Consider the following 23,088-nt stretch of genomic DNA (forward strand, 5'->3'; position numbering starts at 1 on the left):
TGGTACCGGCCGCGCGGGGTTTTTTTATTCCGCAGCCTGGACTTCCGGCTTGCCAGTGCGCCGGAATGGCGCAGCCAGTTGCCCCGCCAGCGTCTGCGGCATGGCGGCCTCGATGCCGCAGGCGGCCGGCCAGGCGCGCGGCAGGTGATATGTGCCGAACAGCCGGTCCAGCACGGGTAAGGTAGAGGCGTAGTTGCGGTTGATGTGCTCGAATTTGCTGTGATGCCAGTGGTGGAAGGCGGGCGTGGCCACCAGCCATTCCAGCGGGCCGAAGCGCCAGCGCAGGTTGGCGTGGATGAAGAAGCCCCAGACGGTGCCGATCAGCAACAGCAGCACGGGGGCGGCGCTGCCTGCCGCACTTGGGCCGGCCAGGCCCAGCAGATACAGGGGTGTCAGGCCGAACAGGCGCGTGACGACCATGTCGACTGGATGGGTGCGCGTATTGGCGAGGAAATACAGCTGTTCCGTGCTGTGGTGCACGGCATGGTGGCGCCACAGCCATGGAATTTCATGGCTGAGCCGATGGCCCCAGTAAGTGCCGACTTCGCCGATCAGCAAGCCCAGCAGTATCTTGCCCCACAGGGGCAGGGCGGACAGGGCGGCGGGGATGGCATCCGGCAGCAAGCGCTGGCCAGCGACGGCGATCAGGGCCAGCGGCGCGGCCAGCAAGGCGGCCGGTAGCAGACTGCTGATGAAATAAAAGCCCAGGTCACTGAACAGTTCCGTACGGGAACGCCCCGCGTGACGCTCGCCAAAGAAGCGCTCGAGCGGCACGAAAATCACGGCCAGGAGCACCAGCCACAGGACCAGGCGCAGCACATCGATGGCGATGCCGGGCAAGTGGGTTTGCAAGGTGTGCAGCAGGCTCATTTCATTCCATCAGATAAGAACAAAAAAAATCCGGACAAAGCTGGGCTGGTCCGGATTCTGTTATGCGCGCTGGCGGCTCAGACTGCAACAACAGCCTTGCGGCGGCGCGCCATGAAGCCCAGCAAGCCCAGTCCACCGATCAGCATGCCCCAGGTCGATGGTTCCGGCACGGCCGACACCAGCGATACGCCATCGAGCAGCATGAACGGTGGCGCGCCCGTCGGGCTGCCCTTGGCCATGAACGACAGCAATTCGCTGCTGTTCGTGGCCGTGAAGGTCATGCTGGCCTGGTGCCAGCCCGTGAAGCCCTGGCTGACGTTGGCCAGCGATGCCGTCTGCTGCTTGCTGCTGCCCAGCGCAACGTCCCAGTAATTGACGAGGTTATCGCCGCGGAAGCCCACTTGCTGGCCCGCGCCATACGAAAAACTCAGGGTGTAGGCATGGCCGGCCACCAGTCCGCTGACCAGCTGCGTGACGGGGCCAGGGAAATAATCCCAGTCGGCAGCCAGCACATTGCCGCCCGTGGGGCTGACACCCAGGCCGTTTTTCGGTCCCGCACCGCTATACGAATTCGGGCCCCACAAGGCCAGCGCCGTCGCGGCGTTGGTGTCGTCGATGTTGTTACCGTTCAAGACGAAGTTATAGCCCTTGCTGGACCAGTCGCTCAGGTAGGTGCGGTCCGCGCGGGCGTAGGTGCCTTCGTTCAGCTGTTTCGAGGTGCCGTTGCTGGTCAGTTCGAAATCGCCATTCTTGACCAGGTTGGTTGTGGCGGCCTGGGCAGCAGTGACGCACAGGGAAGCGGCGGCCAGCGCCAGCAAGATAGATGTTTTACGCATGATAAAGCTCCAAAAGTGACAGGATAGTGTTGCAGTCTGTCGGCGAGCTTTTGGCCAACGTTGGATTCAATCGCGGAAGGGCGAGAAAGGTATTGCGGAGACAGCGGTGGTGTCTCGTTGAAGCGATTATAGCAGTGTTTGGCAAAACGGCATCTAACATGTTTCGAAAACAACAAATATTTTTGGATGGCAATCTTGCCAGGTTTAAAGTTTTTGCATGCCATGCGCGCCTACAGCTGCGACTCGATCGGCAGCCAGCGCATCACGCACACCAGCATGCGGCGCCAGATGCCTGCTTCCGGGTCGTGCGTCCACACCTTGGCTGGCTCTTCTGTGGCGTCGGACCAGCGCAGGGCGCCGTTGTCGAGGAGCAAACGATAGCTGGTGTCGCTAGCCGTCGAGTGCAGGAACAGCGTGCGCATGTCGGCCGCCAGTGCGGCGTCGTTGAACAGCACGCCCATCTCCGTATTCAGCTGGGCCGAGCGGGGATCGAGGTTGAAGGAGCCGACGAAGCCCCGCTGGCCGTCGACCACCACGGCCTTGGTATGCAGGCTGGCGCGGCTCGAACCCATCAGGCTGATGCGCTTGCGGTGCAGGGTCTTCAATTCATACAGCTCGATGCCGCCGCCCAGCAGCTCCTGGCGGTAGCGCGCATAACCCGCATGCACGAGGGCCACGTCGGTGGCGGCCAGCGAGTTGGTCAGTACCTGGACCTTGACGCCAGCCGCGACTTTTTCGGCCAGGGTCTGCGTCAGCGCCGTGCCGGGCACAAAATAAGGTGAGGTCAGCAGCGCTTCTTCGCGTGCGTCCGTCAGCAGGGGCAGCAAGCTGTGCATGAGCCAGTGCTCGCTGCGCTGCAAACTGGCCACGGGCGCGGCTTTTTCCGGAGGGTCAGACAGCACTTGCACTTGCCCGCTCCAGTGCAGGCGTATCCGGCCGTCGAGGTGGGCTTGCAACTGGCCCGTATCCGTCAGTTGCCGCAGGTAGGGCGAGGCGCCCAGTTCGCCCGTGAGCGCGTCGAGGCGGGCGCGCACAGCCTGCAATTCCGGCGCGCCTGCGTTCTTATCGGCGTGCAAGGCGCTGATGGGGATGACGGCGCGGCTGTTCCAGAAGCGGTCGAAGATATCGCTCGTCTGCTGCACGGCGGGGCCCACCAGCAGCAAGTCCGCATCCTGGAAATTGACTTGCTCGGCGGCATCAAAGTATTCATCGCCGATATTGCGCCCGCCGACGAGGGCCACCCTGCTGTCGACGATCCATGCCTTGTTGTGCATGCGCCGGTTCAGGCTGACGGCGCGCAAGGCCATTTCCACGGCGCGCAGCCAGATGCCGTCGCGGTTGCGGCTCGGATTGAAGATGCGCACGTCGATCAGCGGGTGGCTGTCGAGCGCGAGGATGGCGGCATCCTGGCCGCGCGCGTTGATATCGTCGAGCAACACGCGCACGCGCACGCCGCGGTCGGCCGCGCGCAGCAGTTCGCGCACCAGCAACCGTCCCGTGACGTCGTTATGCCAGATGTAGTACTGCAGGTCGAGGCTGCGTCCCGCTTCGCGCGCGCTCAGGGCGCGCAGGGCGAAGGCTTCCAGATTGTCGTCGATCAGGGCCGTGCCGCTGTGGCCCGGGCGTTGCGCCAGTTGCGGCGCCAGCACGCGGTCGAGCAGGGTGGCGTCTGCCGCCACGGGCAAGGCCGTGCCAGGCGCGCCCAGCGACCGCTCGGCGAAACGCCCATAGCTGTACAGGGCGGCGATGCTGAGCACGGCAAACAAGGTGGCCAGCAGCAGCAATTTGACGAGCATGCGGCGCACCGTCAGCGGGCCGCGGACATGCTGCGGCGCGAGGAAAGCTTGGCGGTGTGGGGCATGCGGACTCTTTCAGCTGGATGGCAACAGCCGATTGTAGCAGTTTCTACAATGCACGATTTTCAGGCCGAGCCCGCCGGCAGCCGCGCCAGGAAGCCGTGAATCTGCGACACCACGGCCGCCCCTTCGCCGACGGCGGCGGCCACGCGCTTGGTCGAGCCGGCCCGCACGTCGCCGATGGCGAACACGCCCGGCACGCTCGTTTCCAGCGCGGCCCGGTCCGGCAAGTCGGGGGGATACACCACGTGGCCGTGGCCATGGGCGCGGCATTCGGCGCGCGTGACGTCGAAGCCCGTGCGGATGAAACCCTGCTCATCGACGGCCACGGCGCAGTCGTGCAGCCAGTCCGTGTTCGGATCGGCGCCGACGAAGAGAAACACGCGGCGCACGGCGCAATCGGCTTCCTCGCCCGTACGGTTGTTGCGCCAGCGCACCTCCGTCAAGCCATCGTCGTCGCCTTCGAGGGCGATGATTTCCGTGTGCGTGTGCAAGGTGATGTTGGGCGTGGCGGCGATGCGCTCGATCAGGTAGCTTGACATGCTGGCCGCCAGCCCTTCGCCGCGGATCACCATGTGGACCTTGGCGGCGTGGCCGGAGAGAAACACGGCCGCCTGGCCGGCCGAATTGCCGCCGCCGACCAGGATGATCTCTTCCTGCCGGCACAGCTTGGCTTCGATGGGCGAGGCCCAGTAATACACGCCCCGTCCCTCATACGTTTTCAGGTTCGCCAGCGAGGGACGGCGGTAGCGCGCGCCGCAGGACAGCACCACCGTGCGGGCGCGCACCTGCGTGCCATCGCACAGATTGACGCGCAGCGGCCAGGTGTCGCACAGCAAGTTGGCGGCGCTGGCCGGAGTGGCGATCTCGACGCCGAATTTTTGCGCCTGCACGTAGGCGCGTCCTGCCAGTGCACGGCCGGAAATACCGGTGGGAAAGCCCAGGTAATTTTCGATGCGCGCGCTGGCGCCCGCCTGGCCGCCATACGCGCGCTGTTCCAGGGCCAGCACGCTCAAGCCTTCGGATGCCGCATACACGGCCGTGGCCAGGCCGGCAGGACCGGCGCCCACCACCAGCACGTCAAAAATCTTGTCGCCGGACAAATCGGGCAGCATGCCCAGGCAGCGTCCCAGTTCCGCATTGCCGGGATTCTTCATGATCTTGCCATCAGGGCAGACCACCAGCGGCCATTCCTGCGGCGTGGGCTGGTAGCGCTCGGCCAGCGCGGCGGCGGCCGCATCGGTGGCCGGGTCGAGTACTGTGTGCGGATGGCCATTGCTCGATAAAAAGCTTTGCAGATGGAACAGATTGCCATTGCCGCGCGGTCCCACCAGCACGGGGCCGCCCGAATTGGACTCGATCAGCGCCACGCGGCGCAGGATCAGGGCGCGCACGATGCGTTCGCCCATCTCCGCCTCGGCCACGATCAGCGCGCGCAAGGATTCCGAACTGATGTCGAGCAATTCCACCGCGCCCACGGCGCTGCCGTTGACGAGGGTAGGGCGGCCGGACAATTGCGCCACCTCGGCAATGAAGTGGCCGACACCCACTTCGCGCAGCTGCGACGCCTGCCCCAGCACCTCGTGGCGCTTGATGCTGACCCGCCCCGACAGTATCACCAGCATGCCGAAACTGCTGCTGCCCGCCTCGAACAGCGTATCACCATCGGCAAAGTGTTGCCGCGTGCCATAGCGCTGCAAGCGCTGCAGTTCGGGCGCATTGAAGACGGGAGAGATCTGGTGGCTGCGGCCCTGCAAGTCGAGCGTGGCGAACTGGACGGGATCGTCCTGCGTCGTTTCGGGAATGAATTCGGGTGTGCTGCTGGCCATGGCGAGTCCGTTCGAAGACTGAATAAGCAAATAACAAAAATAACTAACAGTGACGAGTCTAGCGCATGCGGCGCGCGCCTGCCGCAATATCCCTGGCGCACGCCCGGAAATGGCGGCGCGGCAAGCGTCATGCGGCATGTGGCGGCGCAGCCGGACGCGCCCGCGGGCCCGGATGCCGGTGCCGATGAGCGATACACCGTCCAGCATCTCATATTAGAATGGGTCTTTGTTGAATCCACTCAAACAGACACGATGGCTTACAAGACACTTGAAGATACGATAGGCAATACCCCGCTGGTGCAGCTGACGCGCTTGCCGGGTGCCGATGCGCTTGCGCGCAACAACGTCATCCTTGGCAAGCTGGAGGGTAATAATCCGGCCGGCTCCGTAAAGGACCGCGCTGCCATGTCCATGCTCAAGCGCGCCGAAGAGCGCGGCGTCATCAAGCCGGGCGATACCCTGATCGAGGCGACCAGCGGCAATACGGGCATCGCACTGGCCATGGCCGCCGCCTTGCGCGGCTACAAGATGCTATTGCTGATGCCGGATAACCTCAGCGTGGAGCGCCGCCAGAGCATGGCTGCCTACGGCGCCGACATTTTATTGACGCCGAGGACGGGCGGCATGGAATATGCGCGCGACCTGGCCGAGCAGATGCAGAAGGATGGCCGCGGCGTGATCCTCGACCAGTTTGCCAACGAAGACAATTCGCGCGCCCACTATGAAAGCACGGGACCGGAAATCTGGCGCGACACGGAAGGCCGGATCACGCACTTCGTCAGCGCCATGGGCACGACGGGCACCATCATGGGCGTGTCGCGCTATTTGAAAGAGCAGAATCCCGCCATCCAGATCATCGGCGCCCAGCCCGAGGAAGGTTCGCAGATCCCCGGCATCCGCAAGTGGCCGGAAGCATACTTGCCGAAAATCTACGACAAGTCGCGCGTCGACCAGGTGGAATACGTGAGCCAGGGCGTGGCCGAGCGCATGGCGCGCAGCCTGGCTGCGGAAGAGGGCTTGTTCTGCGGCATCTCGGCAGCCGGCGCCTGCGAAATCGCGCTGCGCATCTCGCAAACGGTGGAAAACGCGACGATCGTGTTTGTCGTCTGCGACCGTGGCGACCGCTATCTGTCCACAGGTGTTTTCCCTGCGTAATGGTGTAATTGAATTGATATCGGCCAGAACGGCCTGGGAACTGCTGGAAATACCCCCTCCCCATGGCGGGGAGGGAAAACCTGCGAAACTGGCAGGATCAGCCTTGTGGCGTTTCGCCTTCTTTTGGCTTGAATTGCTTGTCGCTGATGCGGAATTTGTTGCGGCGGTCACCCATCAGGTAACGCAGGTCGCGGATGCTCAGGTCGCTGACTTCGTGCATGCGGATCAGCAGCGATGCGCCGACCGGCAGGCGGTGGTGGCGGATTTTGCTGATGACTGGTGGCGCTACTTCCAGCGCGCGGGACAGGGCTGCATCGTTTTTCAGGCGCAGGTTTTCGATCAGGGTATCGAGCAATCTGTTTGGGTTATATTGAAGCAGATCGTCGGAGTCCGAATCGCTGTTCATATCAATGCCGACTTGGTTTGTCATGATGTTATTGTTCCTTCTGTAGTTGCACTGCAAAGTAAAAAACACTCGGAGCTCGCTCTTGCTGCGTTCATGTTCATTCTTTACTAAAAGGAACGAATTCACACACGGTACGATCCGGGATACAGTTTTTCATGATATATACACAATTGTACAACAGGATTCAATTTCAGGCGGGAAAGCCCGATAATCTTGCCTGCTACAGAATAGGTGTTGTCTAGTTGCAACACCTATTTATTCTTTATTATGCTCTATGATAGAACAAAAATTGTACTTTGACAAAAGTTAAGTATAAAACCATTTCCGTATTCCGTGCCGCACAAAGGCTGGCGAGCAAGGCTGGCACATGTTATCGGCCCTTACCATAGACCTGTTTTCTGGTCGCTTCAATATCGCTTACGCTTTCTTACAAGTAATATTATAACTTTACACTGACTTTCGGTTAGCGTGCGCGCACTTGACTGATGGCCTTGCCCAAGTCAATCACTGACATGGCATAAAAATAACTTCTGTTGTACTGAGTTATAGCAAAGAAGTTATTGGTTGCCAAGTGATACTCAGTTGCCTCTGAACCATTTTGCAAGTCGATCAAGCCAAACAACATGTTCTGGGGCGTGGACGGGGCGGCACTCACGCCAGCTTCCTGCAATTCCGCCAGCCGGTACTTCGCCTGCAAGCCCTGGCCGATGAGCTTTTCCCACGCGCGGCTGGCCGAAACGGTGACGGGATACGTGCTGATGGCCGGATCGTCGCGCCGCCAGCCGTGTTCGACGAGGAAATGCGCGACGCTGCCGATGGCGTCGGCCGTTGAATTGCGCAGGTCGATGTGACTATCGCCATCGAAGTCCACCGCATATTTCATGATGCTGCTAGGCATGAACTGGGGCAGGCCGATGGCGCCCGCATACGAGCCGAGCAGGGTCAAGGGATCGATGCCATCCTTGCGCGCGTACAGCAGCGCGTTTTCCAGTTCTCCCTTGAAAAACTCCATGCGCGCGGCCCGCGTCGGGCTTTCCGGATAGGAAAACGCCAAGGTGGTCAGCGCGTCGAGCACGCGGAAGCGGCCCGTATTGCGTCCGTACACGGTTTCCACGCCGATGATGCCGACGATGATCTCGGCCGGCACGCCATATTCGCGTTCGGCGCGCGCCAGCGCTTCCGTGTTCTCTTCCCAGAATTTCACGCCCGCATTGATGCGCACCGGCTCGATGAAGCGGGCGCTGTACGCTTGCCAGTTCTTTGGCTTGCCCGGCGGGGCTGGCTTCATCAGTTGCACGGTCGACTCAACATAGCGCACCTTGCCGATCAGGGTATCGAGTTCGGCGCGGTCAAAGCCGTGCTTGGCGGACATGTCGTCGAGGAAGGCGCGTACTTCTTTCCAATTGGCATAGTCGACAAATTCGCCTTCGAAGTCGAATTTCGCCGGTGCTTTCTTCGCCGCCGGTTTGCCGGCCACCTTCTTGATGGGCTGGGCCTTGGCCGCGCGCACGGCACGTGCGCGGTCGGCAGCGGAAATGTTGCTGTTTTCGCCAGCGTGCGCGGTGGACAGGCACAGGGGAAGGGAGAGGAGCAGGGACAGGGCGGAGTATTTGATCGGTAACAAGGGGCGTCTCATCGGCATTGGGTTAACAGGCGGCGCAAGCTGCGCCGCGCGCGGAGTTGTTCGTCTGGGTTGGCATTACCATACTTCATCGCGGCATAGATTGCCAGAAACTGTGCGATGGCGGCGTGCGCCTCTTGTGTGGCCTTGCCCGCGGCCAGCCGGGCAGCATAACCGTGCGGGCCTTCATGCGGCGCACGGCTGTAGCCGCGCCGCGCCTGCTGGCGGCAAAATTGCGCGTACAGGATGTCGAGCGGATCGCCTTGCCGGGCTTGCCACCACCAGACCAGTACGCCCGCCACGGCGCACAGCAGGGCCAATACGGCACAAGCGAGTGCCAGCTTTTTCGCTGGCACGTTTTTCAAGCCATCGAGGATGGCGCGCTGGCGTTGCGGCGAGGTGTCGAGCACCCAGCTGCTCCAGGCGTGCTCGGCTTGCTGCCATTGCTGGCGCCACGCGGCGACCGCCCCGTGCGCGCCGCCATCGAGGCCGGCCAAGGCGCGCCATGCCGTCAGCGGCGACGGGGCCGGCGGCAGGGCGGCATCAAGGTTGCGCTCCGTGCGCAGGGGCGCGACGGCGCTGGTGGGATCGATGCGCACCCAGCCCCGGCCCGCCAGCCACACTTCGCTCCAGGCATGGGCGTCTGACTGGCGCACGCTCAAGCTGTTGCCTGTCCCGTTGCGCAGGCCGCCCTGGTAGCCCGTGACAACGCGCGCGGGTATGCCCATGGCACGCATCAGCACGACAAAGCTGCCGGCGTAATGCTCGCAAAAGCCCGCCTGCGTGGTGAACAGGAAGTCATCGACGCCATGCTTGCTCAGCAGCGGTGGCTGCAAGGTGTAGCGGAAGGGCGGGCGGCGGAAGTGCTGCAACACGGCGGCGATGGCGTCGGCGGGCGCCAGCGCCTGCGCGCCATGGCCGCGCAATGCGCGGGCCCAGGCCACGCTGCGCGGATTGCTGCCAGCAGGCAAGGCCAGCCATGGCTGCTGCTGCGCGACCGACAAGCCTGCCTGCAGCCGGTAGCTGGGCTGGGAACTGGCGCGGTAACGTACGGTCGAAGTAATGGGTTGTACGGTCAGCACTTCCAGCGCGGACGACACGACATACGGATTGCCGGGCAAGCGCTCGATGCTGCGCGGCACGTCGAGCGCGAAGATGCGCCGCTGGCCGCTCGCTTGCAACGTCACTTCGTACTGGCTGGGCTGGCCTTCCAGCGCGATGTCGATCCGGCTGTCGCCGGCAGGCGTGCGCCGGCCGGCGCCCCTGCGCGTCCAGGTGGCGCCATCGTAGTCGCCCAGCACCACGCCGCGCCAATACAACTGGTCTTGCGGCGGGATAGCTGTGCTGAAATCGGCAGTAAAGACGGGTTCGCTTGACAGGGCCAGCGAGGCGATGGCGCCCGGCTGCATGCTGTCGGACAAGCCCGTGCGCGCCTGCGCGTCTTCTTGTGCCGTGCCCCACAGGGGGCCGTCGATGCGTGGCACGGCAAGAAACATCAGGGCCGACAGGGGAATGGCCAGCGCCAGCATGCGTCCCAGCAAGCCCAGCCTTTGCGCCAGGCGCGGCTGCACGGCGCCGTACTGGGCCGACAACAGGCAGGCCAGCAAGACGATGACGGTGGCCAGCATCCAGGCGGCGCTGAGGATGCCTTGCGCATGAAAGAAGTTTGCCAGCAGGAGGAAAAAACCGAGGAAGACAAAGACGAAAATGTCGCGCCGGCCATGCATTTCCAGCGATTTCAAGGCCAGCAGCAGGACCAGCATGGCCACGCCCGCATCGCGTCCCAGCAGCGTGCCATAGCTGGCGTAGACGGCGGCGATGCCGAGCAAAGCCAGCGGCGCGAGCACGGCTAGCTGAGGCTGGCGCCGGCCCCGCACGGTGATGACGGCGCGCCACAGCAGCGGCGCGGCAGCGGCGGCCGACAGCCACGGGGGCAGGTGCAGCGCGTGCGGCGCCAGCACCATGGCGGCGGCCAGCAACAGCAGCAGGATGTCGGCCTTGTCACGCGGCAAGTTGGCCAGCCATTGCCTCATGCCATGGCCTCATCCTGTGGCAAATCGTGTGGCACATCATGCAGGGCCAGCGCGCGCAGGCAGGCGTCGCGCTGGCTGGCGCCCAAGGCAGGCGCCAGAGTCAGCGTGCCCAGGCGCAAACCATACGGCAAGCCCGTGCGTTCCGCCTGCAGCACCCAGGCGGCCAGGCGTGACAGGCGCGCTTCCGGCATCAGCGCATGCAGGGCGGCATGATCGAACACGATGCTGCCACGGGCTGCGCCCGTCTGTGCGTCGGCGGCAGGCTGGAATTGCTTGCTGAATAAATGCTCGCCATCATGCCGGGCGATCTGGCGCCAGGCCAGGCGGTGCAAGGGATCGCCTGGCTGGTAGGCGTGCACGCCCGCCAGTTCCAGGGCGCCGCCGGAGGAGCGTGATTGTTGTGTTTGCTGCGCCTGTTGCACCGTGCCGGCCGGCAAGGGCAGCGGCGGCGCATTCTGCTCGGGCTGCGGATATACGAGCAAGCGCGCTTCGGGTTGCCAATGGCACCAGGCAATAAACAGGCCCAGCGGGAAACTGCCGGACAGGCGCATGGAGGGCGCATCGAGCCAGCCGCGTTGCCGCGCCGCCACGACGATGCTGACGGCCGTTTCCCCGTGCGCGGCGATATCTGCCTGACTGGGCGCTGCAGTGGAATTGATCACGGCCAGCCGGATCGCATGGCGCGGGCGCGTGCTGCGGTTGATCAGGCGCAAGGTGAACGTGGCCTGGCTGCCCGCGAACACGGGCGCGCCCGGCGTGGCGGCCAGCGCCAGGCCCGCCAGGTTGCGGCTGGCAAACAGCATGTCGGCGATGGCGCAGGCGGCCGCGAAATACGTCAGCGCGTAGCCCAGGCCCAGATGGTAATTGACGGCGGCGATCCACAGCGCCAGCAGCAGCGCGGCAAAGGCCAGGCCCGCGCGCGAGGGACGGATGTGCACGCGCTGCGCGCCCAGCCAGGGGCGCGCCGGCAACCATCGGATATCGCGCAGGCGCACGGCTGTCAGACGGGTGTCGCCAGCAGCAATTGCTGCAGCAGGCTGCGGCTGTCCGTGGACCCTTGCGCGGCATGCAGGCGGTGGGCGCAGACGGGAATGAGTACGGCTTGCACATCGTCGGGCGTGACGTGGTCGCGTCCGGCCAAGGCGGCCCAGGCGCGTGCCGCCTGCAGCAAGGCCAGCGCGGCGCGCGGGCTCAGGCCATCGGCAAACACGCCCGGCGCACGGGTGGCATGCACGAGGGCCAGCACGTAGTCGACGACGGCAGGCGAGGCGTGGATGGCGCGCAGGTTCGCTTGCGCCTGCAGCAATTCTTCCGCGTTCATCACGGCCGGCAAGGTTTGCAGCATGGCGCGGCGGTCGGCGCCCAGCAGCAGTTCCCGTTCGGCGGCCGCATCGGGGTAGCCCAGGGTGACGCACATGAGAAAACGGTCGAGCTGCGACTCGGGCAGGGGGAAGGTGCCCAGCTGGTGCGCGCAGTTCTGCGTGGCGATGACGAAAAACGGCTGCGGCAGGGCGCGCGTGACGCCATCGAGACTCACTTGCCGCTCTTCCATCGCTTCGAGCAAGCCCGATTGCGTCTTCGGCGTGGCGCGGTTGATCTCGTCGGCCAGCAGCACTTGGGTAAACAGGGGGCCAGGGTGGAAGATGAAACTGCCACTGCCCCGGTCATACACGCTCATGCCGGCCACGTCGGCAGGCAACAGGTCGCTGGTAAATTGTTGGCGCTTCCATTGCAGGCCCAGCGAGATGGCCAGCGCGTGGGCCAGGGTCGTCTTGCCCACGCCGGGCACGTCTTCGATCAGCAGGTGGCCGCCTGCCAGCACGCAGGCGAGGGTCTGGCGGATCTGCAAGTGTTTGCCGACGAGAACTTCGCCGATCTGCCGTGCGGCCTGGTGTATTTTCGAAAACATGCTATTTCTATCACAGTAAGACGGATTATTTAATTTACAATCGCTTTGGCCAGGTCAAGCCGTGCCGCCCGCCCGTGCCGCGCACGTGGTAGATTAGTGCAGCGGCGGCACAGACCAGCCAGTGATTTTATGCGAGAACGCGCAGGGCGAACAGGAATGCCATGCAGTGTTCCAGTATGCACAGAGAATGGACAGAGACAGAGGTAACCAGTACAGCGCATGAGCACAGCCATTTATACCCATCCCGATTGCCAGCGCCATGAAATGGGCGACTGGCATCCCGAATCGCCGGCCCGCTTGCAGGCCATCAACGATCAATTGATCCTGGCGCATATCAGCGACCTGGTCGAGCACCGCGACGGCGTGCGCGCGCAATTGTCCGATATCGAGCGCAACCACAGCGCCACGGCCATCGGCCTCGTGCGCGACAATGTGCCGCCCGCGGGCGACTATTACCCGCTCGACGGCGACACCCTGCTCAACGCGCACAGCTACGATGCGGCGCTCGCGGCGGCAGGCTCGGCCGTGGCAGCCACCGATGCCGTCATCGACGGCGAGATCAGCAACGCCTTTTGCGCGATCCGCCCGCCTGGCCACCATGCGCGGCCCAGCGAACCCATGGGTTTTTGCCTGTTCAACAATATCGCCATCGCCGCCAAGCATGCGCTCGACGTGCGCGGGCTGGAACGGGTCGCTATCGTCGACTTCGATGTGCACCATGGCAATGGCACGGCCGAGTCCGTGGCGCACGACCCGCGCATCCTGATGGTCAGCTTTTTCCAGCACCCGTTCTATCCGTACAGCGACGTGGAATCGTATACGGACACGCGCGTCAACGTGCCCGTGCCGGCCCGCTCGAAAGGCGATGCCGTGCGCCAGCTGGTACTCGACCATTGGCTGCCCGCGCTGCACCGGCAGCAGCCGCAGATGATTTTCATTTCCGCCGGTTTCGATGCCCACCGCGAAGACGACGTGGGCGGCATGGGCCTGGTAGAGGCCGACTACACGTGGATGACGCAGCAAATGATGGCCGTGGCCAGGCAGTATGGCAAGGGCCGCATCGTCAGCTGCCTGGAAGGGGGCTACAACCTGTCGTCCCTGGGCCGCAGCGTGGCCGCGCACGTGAAGGCGCTGGCGGAGCTGTAAGGGTGCGGGGTTACTACAGCAAGGTGGGCCGGCTGCGGGAATTCGTGTGGCGGTGCGTCTGGTAGTCGAGCGCGTCGCCAGCCATGAAGCGGCGCCAGGCTTGCGTGTAGACGAGCGATGATTTATCCGCGTCGAAGCTGTCGAGCTGCAACATGTCGCGGTGGTGCTTGATTTCATTGACCAGCTGGTCATACAGCACTTGCAAGCCATAGCTGTCGGCGCTCTGGCGCTTCAACCGCTCTTCCAGCTGCGCCACTTGTCCCTGCAATTGCCGGCATTCTTTCTTCCAGTCATTGCGCGGCACGCGCTTGGGCGCCGTGCCCGTGTGTTCCATCATCATATCGAACTATCCCCATCGCATATTTCCCTGGCGGGAGCCAGCCTGGAAATAATTGCTTTTCATTTAAGAGGCGATATTAGAGCATACTTTTTTGTTTCTTTCAGTAAATATAAGAGTCCATGTGGAAATAATTGACCTGGCTTTCCGGGCGCGCCTTACTGGCGCTGCGCTGCCTGCAAGGGCGCAGCCGGGGCGGCTCCGGCCATTTTGCCGTCGTCGGCGTAGGTCAGGGTCAGCAGGGTATTGTCGTCCCAGTTTACGTCATGCAGCGGCGGCACATAGCGCTGGCGGTCTTCCGTGACGCGGATGTCCAGCGTGCGCTCGCCCGAGCGCGCCTGCACGGCAAGGAGCTTGCGGGCCACGGGAAACGGCACGTGGATCAGCGACGAGTGGCACGGTCCGCCCGCCAGGCGGAACAGGTTGCGCCGGACAAAGGACAATTCATCCTGCTCGACGGCCCAGCGGATTTCACATTCCAGGCGCAGGTCGCCCAGGCGGCGCACATTCTGTGGCAGGCCCGGCGTGTGGATGTCGGCGCGCCAGCGCAAGGTGTCGCGCTTCTTGTTGCTGACCAGGTCGGCATTCGCATCGTAGGCGGTCTTGTCGCGCGACAAGGTGAAGCCGCCGTCCGCTGCCAGCGGCACGGGGATCGACAGGTTATCGGCCGACAGGTGCAGGGTCACGCCATCGAGCCTGGCCTGGGGCGTAGCGGGAATCAGCATGAAGCGCAGCGGCGCGCCCGGCGCCAGGCGCTGGTGATCGGCATACGCGTCGAGCCCCTTGAGCATGGTGCGGTAGGGACGCAGGTCGGGATCGCGCGTGCTTTGCACGTCGACGATCTGCTGCATTTCCTGGTTCACCGCGTCGCCTGATGCCGCCGGTTTTTCCTGGGCCATGGCGGGCGGCAGGCAGGCATAAAGGGAGGCGAGGAGGCAAAAGCGGGAAAAGTGCATGGAATGCGTGTCAGGTTAAGCGTGCGATGGGGAACCGGCCAGGCTGGACGGACTGCGAATCTTATCATTCATGTAACTGCCAAATTATCACCAATTGTCTCGTTCGTGTCGCACGGCTGGCGCTGGCGGCGGAAAATGGGACGTCGTGGCGGCAACCACGTAAAATAGCGGATTGACCGAACGATTTTGAAAGCAAGAGCATGGCGATACAATGGTACCCAGGACACATGAACGCGGCCCGCAAGAAAGCGGCCGAGACCATGGAAAACACCGATCTGGTGATTGAAGTGGTGGACGCGCGCCTGCCGGCAGCCAGCTGCAATCCCATGGTGGACGAGCTGCGCCTGTTCCGCCAGCGCCCTTGCCTGAAAATCCTCAACAAGACCGACCTGGCCGATCCTGCCGTCACTGCCGCCTGGGTCGCGTATTTCAATGCCCAGGAAGGCGTGACCGCATATGCGATGACGACCAAGAAGCCGGGTGACGTGGCGCGCATTCCGGACCTGGCCAAATCGCTGGCGCCGCACCGCGGCGTGCCGACGAAGCCGCTGCGCATCATGATCATGGGCATCCCCAACGTGGGCAAATCGACCCTGATGAACGCGCTGCTGAAAAAGCGCGTGGCCAAGGTGGGCGACGAGCCGGCCGTCACCAAAATGCAGCAAAAGCTGTACCTGGACAAGAACACCATTCTCGTCGACACGCCCGGCATGCTGTGGCCAAAGATCGCCATCCCCAGCGACGGCCTGATGCTGGCGGCCAGCCATGCGATCGGCTCGAACGCGCTGATCGAAGAGGAAGTGGCCGTATTCCTGGCCGAGGAATTGCTCAAGCGCTACCCGGACTTGCTGGCAACCCGCTACGGCACCAAGGTCGATGAAGTCGACGCCATCGGCGTGGTCGAGGGCATCGCCGCCAAGCGCGGTTTCCGCATCAAGGGCGGCGATTACGATTTCGAGAAAGCGTCGCACACCCTGCTGCTCGACTATCGCAGCGGCATCCTGGGGCGCATTTCGCTGGAAACGCCGGACACGCGCGCGGCCCTGCTGGCCCAGCACGCGGCCGAGATGGCGGAAAAAGCGGCCAAGGCGGCGGAGATCGCCGCCGAGAAGGCGAAGAATGCGGCGCGCGGCAAGCGCGGCACGTAAGTAAAAAAAGCCGCTAGTTAGCGGCTTTTTTTTAAACCCAATAGCGACGACTGGGGTCGGACCCTGAGGGACTCGGCGTCCCCGTCCGACCCCGGCATTTCCGCGTTCGGGTTTCATTGGGCTGCGTTGCCAAACCTGAAACTGGTCACCGCCAGCGCCCCAAAGAAATCCTCCTCGTGGTACACCACCTGCGCCGCTTCCTGCTCGGCCGCGCCCAGCGCCACCATCAGCGGCAGCAGATGGTCTTCCTGCGGATGGGCCTGGCGCGCGCCCGGCGCCTGGTCCCAGGCCAGCAATTGCTCCAGCCTTTGTTCTGGCGGCAAGGCCATGGCCTGTCGCAGCCAGGCGTCGAACTGGTGCGAGGCGACGGCGCCCGCCTGGCCGAACTGGCGCAGGTTATGGTAAGACAGGCCGCTGCCGAGTATCAGCACGCCTTGCTGGCGCAAGCTGGCCAGCGCGCGGCCCACCTCGATGTGCGTGAGCGGGTCGTAGCCGTGTTTCAGCGACAGCTGCACCAGCGGCATGTCGGCCTGCGGGTAGATGGGGAACAGGGCGCTGAAGGTGCCGTGGTCGAAACCCCGCTCGTGGTCCAGGCGCGCCGGATGGCCAGCCGCGTCGAGCAACTGTTTGACTTGCGCCGCCAGTTCCGGCGCGCCCGGTGCCGGGTACTGGATCTGGTACGTATGCGGCGGAAAGCCCGAATAATCGTAGATCATGCCCGGCCGTGGGCTGGCCGAGACGAGGAATTGCGGCCCTTCCCAGTGTGCCGTGACCACCAGCACAGCTGTCGGCCGCGCGCCGACCTGGCGCGGTATATCCTGCAACGATGCTTCCAGCACGTCGTAGCGGCCGCCGAACTGGTCTTTCATGAACGGCCACGGGCCGCCGCCGTGCGACAGGAAATACGTGGGGAAGGTGTGCTCTTGCATGGCGGCTCCTGGGGGAATGGCTAACGATGGGACCATGATAGTCATGCGCAGTCAGTTGATCAAGATCGCTATTATTGATATATCATTTCCAATTTGTTGATGATTGGATAGTCATGGATACCTTGCGCAGCATGCGCGTGTTTCGCGCCGTCGTGGAGCTCGACAGTTTTGTGCGCGCCAGCGAGCGCCTCGATCTGTCGCCGGCCATGGTCAGCAAGCACGTGATGCACCTGGAGCGCCACCTGGGCGCGCGCCTGCTGAACCGCAGCAGCCGCCACCTGAGCCTGACGGAAATCGGCAAGGTGTATTTTGAACAGTGCCGCGACATGCTCGACAATCTCGACGAGGTGGAAGCGACGGTCGGCCGCACGACGGTGGTGCCGCGCGGCATGCTGCGTCTGAGCGCCCCCGTCTGGTTCGCCAACGCCATCTTTACGCGCACCCTGGCCGCCTACCGCGAACGCTTTCCGGAAGTCACGTTCGACATCGATTTGAGCGGAAGAGTGGTCAACCTGGTGGAAGAAGGTTTCGACCTGGCCCTGCGCGTGAGCCAGGCGCCATCGCCGGCCCTGATCGCGCGGCCCATCGGCAGCATCGAATTCCACCTGGTGGCCGCGCCGGTCTACCTGGCGCGCGCGGGTCACCCGCACTTGCCGCAGGACCTGGCGCGGCACGCCATGATCAGCTATTCCCTGTTGGCGAACGGCAATGAGCTGGCCTTCGACGGGGTACAGGGACGCGAGACGGTGAAGTTTTCGCCCGTCCTGCAATGCAATAACGAAAGCCTGCTGCACGCGGCCGCGCTCGATGGCATGGGCATCGCCCTGTTGCCGTCGTGGCAGACGGATGCGGACCTGGCGGCGGGGCGGCTGGTGCGCCTCTTCGACGATTTCAAGCTGGCGGGCGGCAGCGTGTATGCCGTCTACACGAGCCGCCGCTACCTGTCGTCGAAGGTGCGCACCTTCATCGACTTTCTCGCCGATGAAGGGCGCCTGGGGAGTTGATTACGCGAGCGAGCGCTTGACGTCGATCAGCGCGAACAGGCGGGCGCTGCGCATCCACGCCAGCACCAGCGCCGCCAGCTGCGTCACCAAGAAGCCGGCCACGATGGCCAGCGGGCCGGGCGCCGCCAGGTTCAGGCGCGCCACGCCCAGCAGCGCATACAGCGCCAGTCCCAGCACGGTGATGACGAGGTAGATGGCCAGGCTGGCCAGCGGACGCCGGCGCAGCATGCCGAGGCCCCGCCACCATGCCTTGACGGCCGAGGTGCGGCGACGGTCGACGGCCAGGGCCGCGCGGCCGGCGTCGAGCGTGGCGCAGGCCAGCAGGAACAGCAAACCCGTCAACAGCAAGGCCAGGTGGCGGGCCAGGTCCGCATCGGCTTCCAGGATGGCTTTCGCCGCGTGCTTGTCGGCCAGTTTCAGCGCGCCGGCGCCGATCGCCAGCGCCAGGCCCAGTGGCACGATGCTCCACAGCAGCATGCGCAGCATGCGGCCATATTCGCTGAAGGCGCCCGTCAGCAGGGGACCGAAGCCGGGTGGCGCAGGCGCGCGCGCGGCCGTCACCACCAGGCCGCTCAGCAGCGGCGACAGCAGCAAGGCCAGCACGATGCCCGTGATGGCGGCCTGGCTGATGGCGGCGCCGTTGCGTCCCGCATTGGCCACCAGGTCGGCCAGGGTCATCAGGTCGAGCTTGTGCGCCAGGGCCGCCGCATGCACGGCGTTATCGAGGCTGGCGCTCAAGGTGCGCCAGAGAGGAATGACGGCAAGGATGGCGGGGATCAGCAGCAGGCCGGCCCACAGCAGCAGCAAGCGCCATTGCAGGGCGGCGCGGCTGGCGCGCGTGGTCAGTGTCAGGCCGCTGGCCCGTGTCGTGGAAGTGGCGCTCATACGATGGCAATCAGGGAAAGGAGGTATTGGAAGGCGGCCGCAAGGTCGAAGCTCCAGCGCTGTGAGGCGGATTTGTCTGCCTTCAAGGTGCGGCTGTCATCGAGCTTGTTGACGTCGAGGTAGTGCACGCGGTCGGGGTCCAGTTCGGCCGAGACGGCCTTCACGGGCTTGCTCCAGGTGTAGCGCTGCCACAGCTGCTCGTTATCCCACACCACGCGTTCGGAGCTGCCGTCGGCGAATTTCACCAGCAGCACCTGCGGCACGGGCGCGCCGCGGCGGCGCAGGACCACGCTGGTGAGATAAGGGTACGGTCCCGTGCCCGGCTTGGCGTCCGGATGCGCCTTGTCCCATGCATCGCGTACCTTTTTTTCCTCTTTTTCCAGCGCTTCGGCCGTATGCTCCACGCGTTTGCCGTTCACCAGCGCCATGCCGGCCAGCGGCGTCTGCTCTTCGCTGGTGAAGGTGCCGATGCGGTCGTCGATATTCGCGCTGGCATAGACTTGCTGCGCGAAGACCTGTTCCACGATGCGCCGCTGGCCCGTCGCCTCGGCCAACGTTTCGCGCAGGTCGGCCACGCTCGGGTGGCGGAATTTCCACTGTTCGTAGTAGGCCTTGAAGCCCCGTTCCATGGCTTCGCTGCCGATGCGCGCTTCCAGGTCGCGCATGGTGATGGCCGTGCGGCTGTAGACGGGCCCCACGCCCTGCAGGCGGTCCCACGCATTCTGGCCCAGCGGATCTGCCGCATCCTGGCGCGGTGCGGCCATGCGCTCGAATTCGAAGACCTTGAAGACGGGATCGAAACCCAGGCGCTTGAGCAGGGGCGTGGTGGCGTGGATGTGCTGGCCGCGCGCGCGCAGCATGCGCTGGTCCCAGTACTCGTTCAAGCCTTCGTCGAGAAGGGGTTCCTCGAACTCGTTCGACGCCAGGATGCCGTAGAAATAGCCATGGCCGAATTCATGGATGGTGACGAAATCGAGGCCGAATTCGGGTATGGTCTTTGGCTGCAGGTTGGCGTAGCTCGAGGCCGTGATGAAGGTCGGATATTCCATGCCGCCCGCTTCGGCCGCATTGAACGGCGGGATCACCACCGTCAGGGTCTTGTACGGATACGGGCCCAGGGTGCGCGAGAAATACGTGAGCGCATCCTTGGCCGCCTGCAGCGCCGGCGCCGCGTTCGATGCGTATTCGGGCGGGTACAGCACCTTGATGGCCACCGGCGGACTGCCGGGGCCGCTCCAGCTGCCCGTCAGTGGCTGCGCGCTGCGCTTGTCGGCCGTCCAGGCGAAATCGTGCACGTCGCCCTGCACATAGTGATGCGTGAGCATGCCGTTCTTTTCCTGCGGCGCGCCTTGCAGCTCGCCCGTGGCGCCCACCGTGTACTCCTTGGGCACGGTCAGCTTCACGTCATAGTTGCCGAAATCGGCGTAGAACTCCGAATTGAGGTGGAATTCATGCGCATTCCAGCGCGGCGCGGTGGCGCCCCGTTCGCCGGGCAATTCCAGCACCGCGATCTTGGGGAACCACTGGCCCACCAGGTGGAAGCTGCCGAAATAGCCGGTGCGCGCGATGACGCGCGGCAGCTGGTCGAAGAAGCGGATGTCGAGCGTCGTCTCGGCGCCCGGCGCGACGGCCTGCGGCAAGTCGACGCGCACCACGGTGCGGTCGGTGGCCGGGCCGTTGTCGGGCTGGACGAAATACCAGGGCGCCTTGGCGCCGTTCTGCGTCATGCTGCGCAGTTCGATGTAGCCCCATTCGCCGTCGCGCGTGTCGACGCCCGAGCGGAAGCCCGTATCGAGCTTGCGCTTCTCGGTGAAGAAGGTCGAATGCTCGCCTTCGAACGCGTTCAGGTACAGGTGCAGGTAGACGCTGCTGACGGCTTGTGCGCTGCGGTTGCGCCAGCGCAGTTTCTGCTGGCCGTCGATGGTGTGCTTGACGGGATCGAGCGTCGCTTCGATCTGGTAATCGACCACGCGGTCCGACAGGGTCGCTTGCGCGCCCGTGCGCGCACCGCCCCAGGCGTTGCTGGCGCTGGGCGTGCTGACGGCGGAAGCGTGCGGCGACGCCAGGGCGATGCCGTCGGCGGACGGCGCCAGCGGCAAGGGCGCGCTGGCCGGCTTGCCTTGGCCCGGCTGGGCGAACAGGTCGGCCTGCAGGGCCAGGCCGGCCAGCAGCAGGGCGGCGATGGAGAGGGCTTTGAGCTTGCCCGAGATGGGGAAAAAACCAATGCTGCGGCGCGTGCCGCGGGGACTTGGCTGCCCCTGGCGCGTTGTGCTACGACTTTCCATGCGTGACTCCCACAGTGACTTCTTATTGTTGATTTTCAAATGCAGTCGGCTGCGCCCAGGATCGCCGGGCGCAGCTTAATATACCTACAAAAATGCCAAATCACCAATAAAATATTGGCATAAGGAAAGTACCATCGGGCCGGCGCTTGCGGCGCCGCGCGCCGTGCGTATAATGATTCGCTTTTGCCATCCCCCCGTCCCACCAGCGTGCGTCCGCGCCGCGATGACGCCTCAAGCCTGCCGCCATGATGCCTGCCCCTCCCGTCCTGACCATTGCCGCGCGCGCCTTGCTGCTGTGCGCCCTGGCCATGCCGGCGTGCGCGCAGGATGGCGTGGATGGCGTCACGGCCGGCGTCACGCATGGCGACTTGTCCGCCGAACTGGCGCAGGGCGGCCAGCACAGCGTGCGCGGCGCCTTGTCGCGCGAGCAGGGCGGCATGACGCTCGATGTGGCCATGGACGGACTGCGCAATGGCAATTACCGCGATGGCAGCGTGTTTCACCAGCGCGGCTTCAATGGCGGCGCGGAATGGAAGGTGCGGCAGGGCCGCTTCGGCTTCAGCGCCGACCAGCTGAACCAGGACACCAGCTATCCCGCGCCCGAGGCGCCGTTCCTGGCCATGCTGGCGGCCCGCCCGGAAGACCTGTACCGCTATGAAGTGCGGCGCGCCAGCGCCTTCGTGCAGCGCTATGTGGGCAGTTTCGAGCTGGGCGTGGAACTGTCGCAGCGGGAAAAGCGCGCCACGGCCCACTATGCGGGCGAGGAGGGCAGCAGCGAATCGAGATACAGCAGCCGCCGCCGGCAGCTGGCACCGCGCCTGCGCCATTACGGCAAGGTGGGCGGCGTGGGCACGGATACGGAAGTGGGCCTGGACCTGATGCAGTGGCAGCGGCGCTCGGGCAGCGATGGCGATGGGCAGCGCCGCCAGTATTCGCGCGCGCTGCTGCTGCGCGAGGAGCTGGCCTTCGGCGGCCTGTATGCGCCGCGCCTGTTGCTGGGACTGCGGCATGAACAGTTCCAGCTCGATCCTGCCGACATGCCCGCCGGCGGCAGCGACTGGGAAAACCAGAATGCCTGGGACGTGCAGGGCAGCCTGCAATTGCGCCCGCAGCTGAGCGTGTACGCCAAGGCCGCGCGCAGCTACCGCATCGACGACGATGGCTATACCCGCGCCGGCTACCGCCCCCTGGCGGGACAGCTGCGGCGCGAAATGGAAGTGGGCGCCACCTTCGGCGACGCGGCGCGCAGCGCTTCCGTGCGCGTGTTCGGCGAGCGCCTGAGCAACCAGATCGTTTTCGACCAGAGCCTGGGCCAGCTGGGCTTTGCGGGCAACCTCGACCCCTCGCGCCGCGACGGCATCGCCATCGAGGCCAGCATGGCGCTGGCGCGCGACTGGCGCCTCGACGGGCAACTGCGGCAAGTGCATGCGCGCTATGACGATTACGCCTATGACGGCCCGGATATCGCCCTCGTGCCGAAAACCCTGGCCAGCCTGCGCCTGTACTGGACGGGACAGGGCGGCGCCAGTGCCGACATGGGCGTGCAATGGCTGCGCGCGCTGCGCTACGGTCCCGATTTCGCCAACAGCTGCCTGGCGCAAGTGCCCGCGTTTGCCACCGTGGACGGGCGCTATGTGCGCAAGCTGGGCGCCTGGGAGCTGGAACTGGCCGGCAGCAACCTGGCCAACCGCCGCCATTACGGCGATGCGCCAGGCAGCCGCTCCAGCATTTATCTCAAGGATGCGCGCCAGCTGCGCGTGTCGGCGCGCTACCATTTTTGAGGCGCGGGCGCGGCGGGGCTTAAATGCGGCTTAAGCGGGCGCAAACCGGGGCGATAAAGACGGTTTTTTTCCGCCCGGGCTTCATCGCCCGGCGCAAAAAGT

The 23,088-nt window shown here is 64.6% G+C and carries 19 protein-coding genes; 5 read left to right on the plus strand and 14 right to left on the minus strand.

Annotation, left to right across the window (positions count from 1 at the left end; genetic code table 11):
- Window positions 1-24: 24 nt before the first annotated feature.
- The 4 genes from JAB1_RS26835 to JAB1_RS26850 form a co-directional block, all read right to left on the minus strand.
- The gene (locus JAB1_RS26835; protein WP_070282645.1) at window positions 25-870 is read right to left on the minus strand and encodes a sterol desaturase family protein; all 846 of its coding nucleotides are present in this window, start codon (window positions 868-870) and stop codon (window positions 25-27) included.
- A 77-nt stretch (window positions 871-947) separates the two neighbouring features.
- Window positions 948-1,706, minus strand: a complete 759-nt coding sequence (locus tag JAB1_RS26840) for a PEPxxWA-CTERM sorting domain-containing protein (RefSeq protein ID WP_070282647.1) — start codon at window positions 1,704-1,706, stop codon at window positions 948-950.
- Window positions 1,707-1,936: 230 nt separating this feature from the next.
- Window positions 1,937-3,502, minus strand: a complete 1,566-nt coding sequence (locus JAB1_RS26845) for a phospholipase D family protein (RefSeq protein WP_070282651.1) — start codon at window positions 3,500-3,502, stop codon at window positions 1,937-1,939.
- A gap of 125 nt (window positions 3,503-3,627) precedes the next feature.
- Window positions 3,628-5,391: a cyclic nucleotide-binding domain-containing thioredoxin-disulfide reductase gene (locus JAB1_RS26850; protein WP_070282653.1), complete on the minus strand. Its 1,764-nt coding sequence runs from the start codon at window positions 5,389-5,391 to the stop codon at window positions 3,628-3,630.
- A gap of 252 nt (window positions 5,392-5,643) precedes the next feature.
- On the opposite strand from JAB1_RS26850, the gene cysM reads away from it, so the two are divergent.
- Entirely contained in the window at window positions 5,644-6,546 is a 903-nt protein-coding gene (gene cysM / locus JAB1_RS26855; protein WP_034782030.1) for a cysteine synthase CysM, read from the plus strand.
- A 97-nt stretch (window positions 6,547-6,643) separates the two neighbouring features.
- Here the strand turns inward: cysM and JAB1_RS26860 are convergent, their stop codons facing one another.
- The 5 genes from JAB1_RS26860 to JAB1_RS26880 all read right to left on the minus strand — a co-directional run bounded on the left by JAB1_RS26860 (window position 6,644) and on the right by JAB1_RS26880 (window position 12,515).
- Window positions 6,644-6,976, minus strand: a complete 333-nt coding sequence (locus tag JAB1_RS26860) for a hypothetical protein (RefSeq protein WP_034751784.1) — start codon at window positions 6,974-6,976, stop codon at window positions 6,644-6,646.
- Window positions 6,977-7,415: 439 nt separating this feature from the next.
- Entirely contained in the window at window positions 7,416-8,576 is a 1,161-nt protein-coding gene (gene mltB, locus JAB1_RS26865; protein ID WP_083300023.1) for a lytic murein transglycosylase B, read from the minus strand.
- Between the two features lie 8 nt (window positions 8,577-8,584).
- Window positions 8,585-10,606, minus strand: a complete 2,022-nt coding sequence (locus JAB1_RS26870; RefSeq protein ID WP_070282657.1) for a DUF3488 and transglutaminase-like domain-containing protein — start codon at window positions 10,604-10,606, stop codon at window positions 8,585-8,587.
- Window positions 10,603-11,577, minus strand: coding sequence for a DUF58 domain-containing protein (locus JAB1_RS26875; RefSeq protein ID WP_139144698.1), 975 nt, complete (start codon window positions 11,575-11,577; stop codon window positions 10,603-10,605). Before JAB1_RS26875 ends, JAB1_RS26870 begins: the two co-directional genes overlap by 4 nt.
- Window positions 11,578-11,606: 29 nt before the next feature.
- On the minus strand, window positions 11,607-12,515 hold the full coding sequence (locus tag JAB1_RS26880; protein ID WP_070282660.1) for an AAA family ATPase: 909 nt from the start codon (window positions 12,513-12,515) through the stop codon (window positions 11,607-11,609).
- A gap of 219 nt (window positions 12,516-12,734) precedes the next feature.
- On the opposite strand from JAB1_RS26880, the gene JAB1_RS26885 reads away from it, so the two are divergent.
- Window positions 12,735-13,661, plus strand: a complete 927-nt coding sequence (locus JAB1_RS26885; protein ID WP_034782036.1) for a histone deacetylase family protein — start codon at window positions 12,735-12,737, stop codon at window positions 13,659-13,661.
- Window positions 13,662-13,674: 13 nt separating this feature from the next.
- On the opposite strand, the gene JAB1_RS26890 is transcribed toward JAB1_RS26885, so the two are convergent.
- Together JAB1_RS26890 and JAB1_RS26895 are read right to left on the minus strand one after the other, a co-directional pair.
- Complete coding sequence (locus tag JAB1_RS26890; protein ID WP_070257584.1) at window positions 13,675-14,001, minus strand: hypothetical protein; 327 nt, start codon at window positions 13,999-14,001, stop codon at window positions 13,675-13,677.
- 155 nt (window positions 14,002-14,156) lie between these two features.
- The gene (locus tag JAB1_RS26895) at window positions 14,157-14,897 is read right to left on the minus strand and encodes a hypothetical protein (protein WP_139144699.1); all 741 of its coding nucleotides are present in this window, start codon (window positions 14,895-14,897) and stop codon (window positions 14,157-14,159) included.
- A 257-nt stretch (window positions 14,898-15,154) separates the two neighbouring features.
- On the opposite strand from JAB1_RS26895, the gene ylqF reads away from it, so the two are divergent.
- On the plus strand, window positions 15,155-16,102 hold the full coding sequence (gene ylqF, locus JAB1_RS26900) for a ribosome biogenesis GTPase YlqF (RefSeq protein ID WP_071653427.1): 948 nt from the start codon (window positions 15,155-15,157) through the stop codon (window positions 16,100-16,102).
- Between the two features lie 113 nt (window positions 16,103-16,215).
- On the opposite strand, the gene JAB1_RS26905 is transcribed toward ylqF, so the two are convergent.
- Complete coding sequence (locus JAB1_RS26905; RefSeq protein WP_070282663.1) at window positions 16,216-17,031, minus strand: class III extradiol ring-cleavage dioxygenase; 816 nt, start codon at window positions 17,029-17,031, stop codon at window positions 16,216-16,218.
- Between the two features lie 113 nt (window positions 17,032-17,144).
- Here JAB1_RS26905 and JAB1_RS26910 point away from each other — a divergent pair, with 113 nt between their 5' ends.
- The gene (locus JAB1_RS26910) at window positions 17,145-18,035 is read left to right on the plus strand and encodes a LysR family transcriptional regulator (RefSeq protein ID WP_034782047.1); all 891 of its coding nucleotides are present in this window, start codon (window positions 17,145-17,147) and stop codon (window positions 18,033-18,035) included.
- Here JAB1_RS26910 and JAB1_RS30050 read toward each other — a convergent pair whose 3' ends face one another.
- Together JAB1_RS30050 and JAB1_RS26920 are read right to left on the minus strand one after the other, a co-directional pair.
- Window positions 18,036-18,920, minus strand: coding sequence for a hypothetical protein (locus tag JAB1_RS30050; RefSeq protein ID WP_070282664.1), 885 nt, complete (start codon window positions 18,918-18,920; stop codon window positions 18,036-18,038).
- Entirely contained in the window at window positions 18,917-21,205 is a 2,289-nt protein-coding gene (locus tag JAB1_RS26920) for a M1 family metallopeptidase (protein ID WP_217494325.1), read from the minus strand. The genes JAB1_RS30050 and JAB1_RS26920 overlap by 4 nt, the downstream gene beginning before the upstream one ends.
- Window positions 21,206-21,450: 245 nt before the next feature.
- Here JAB1_RS26920 and JAB1_RS26925 point away from each other — a divergent pair, with 245 nt between their 5' ends.
- The gene (locus JAB1_RS26925) at window positions 21,451-22,986 is read left to right on the plus strand and encodes a TonB-dependent receptor (protein ID WP_070282665.1); all 1,536 of its coding nucleotides are present in this window, start codon (window positions 21,451-21,453) and stop codon (window positions 22,984-22,986) included.
- Window positions 22,987-23,088: the final 102 nt, after the last annotated feature.

The organism is Janthinobacterium sp. MP5059B (assembly GCF_001758645.1).
GTDB lineage: Bacteria > Pseudomonadota > Gammaproteobacteria > Burkholderiales > Burkholderiaceae_D > Janthinobacterium > Janthinobacterium lividum.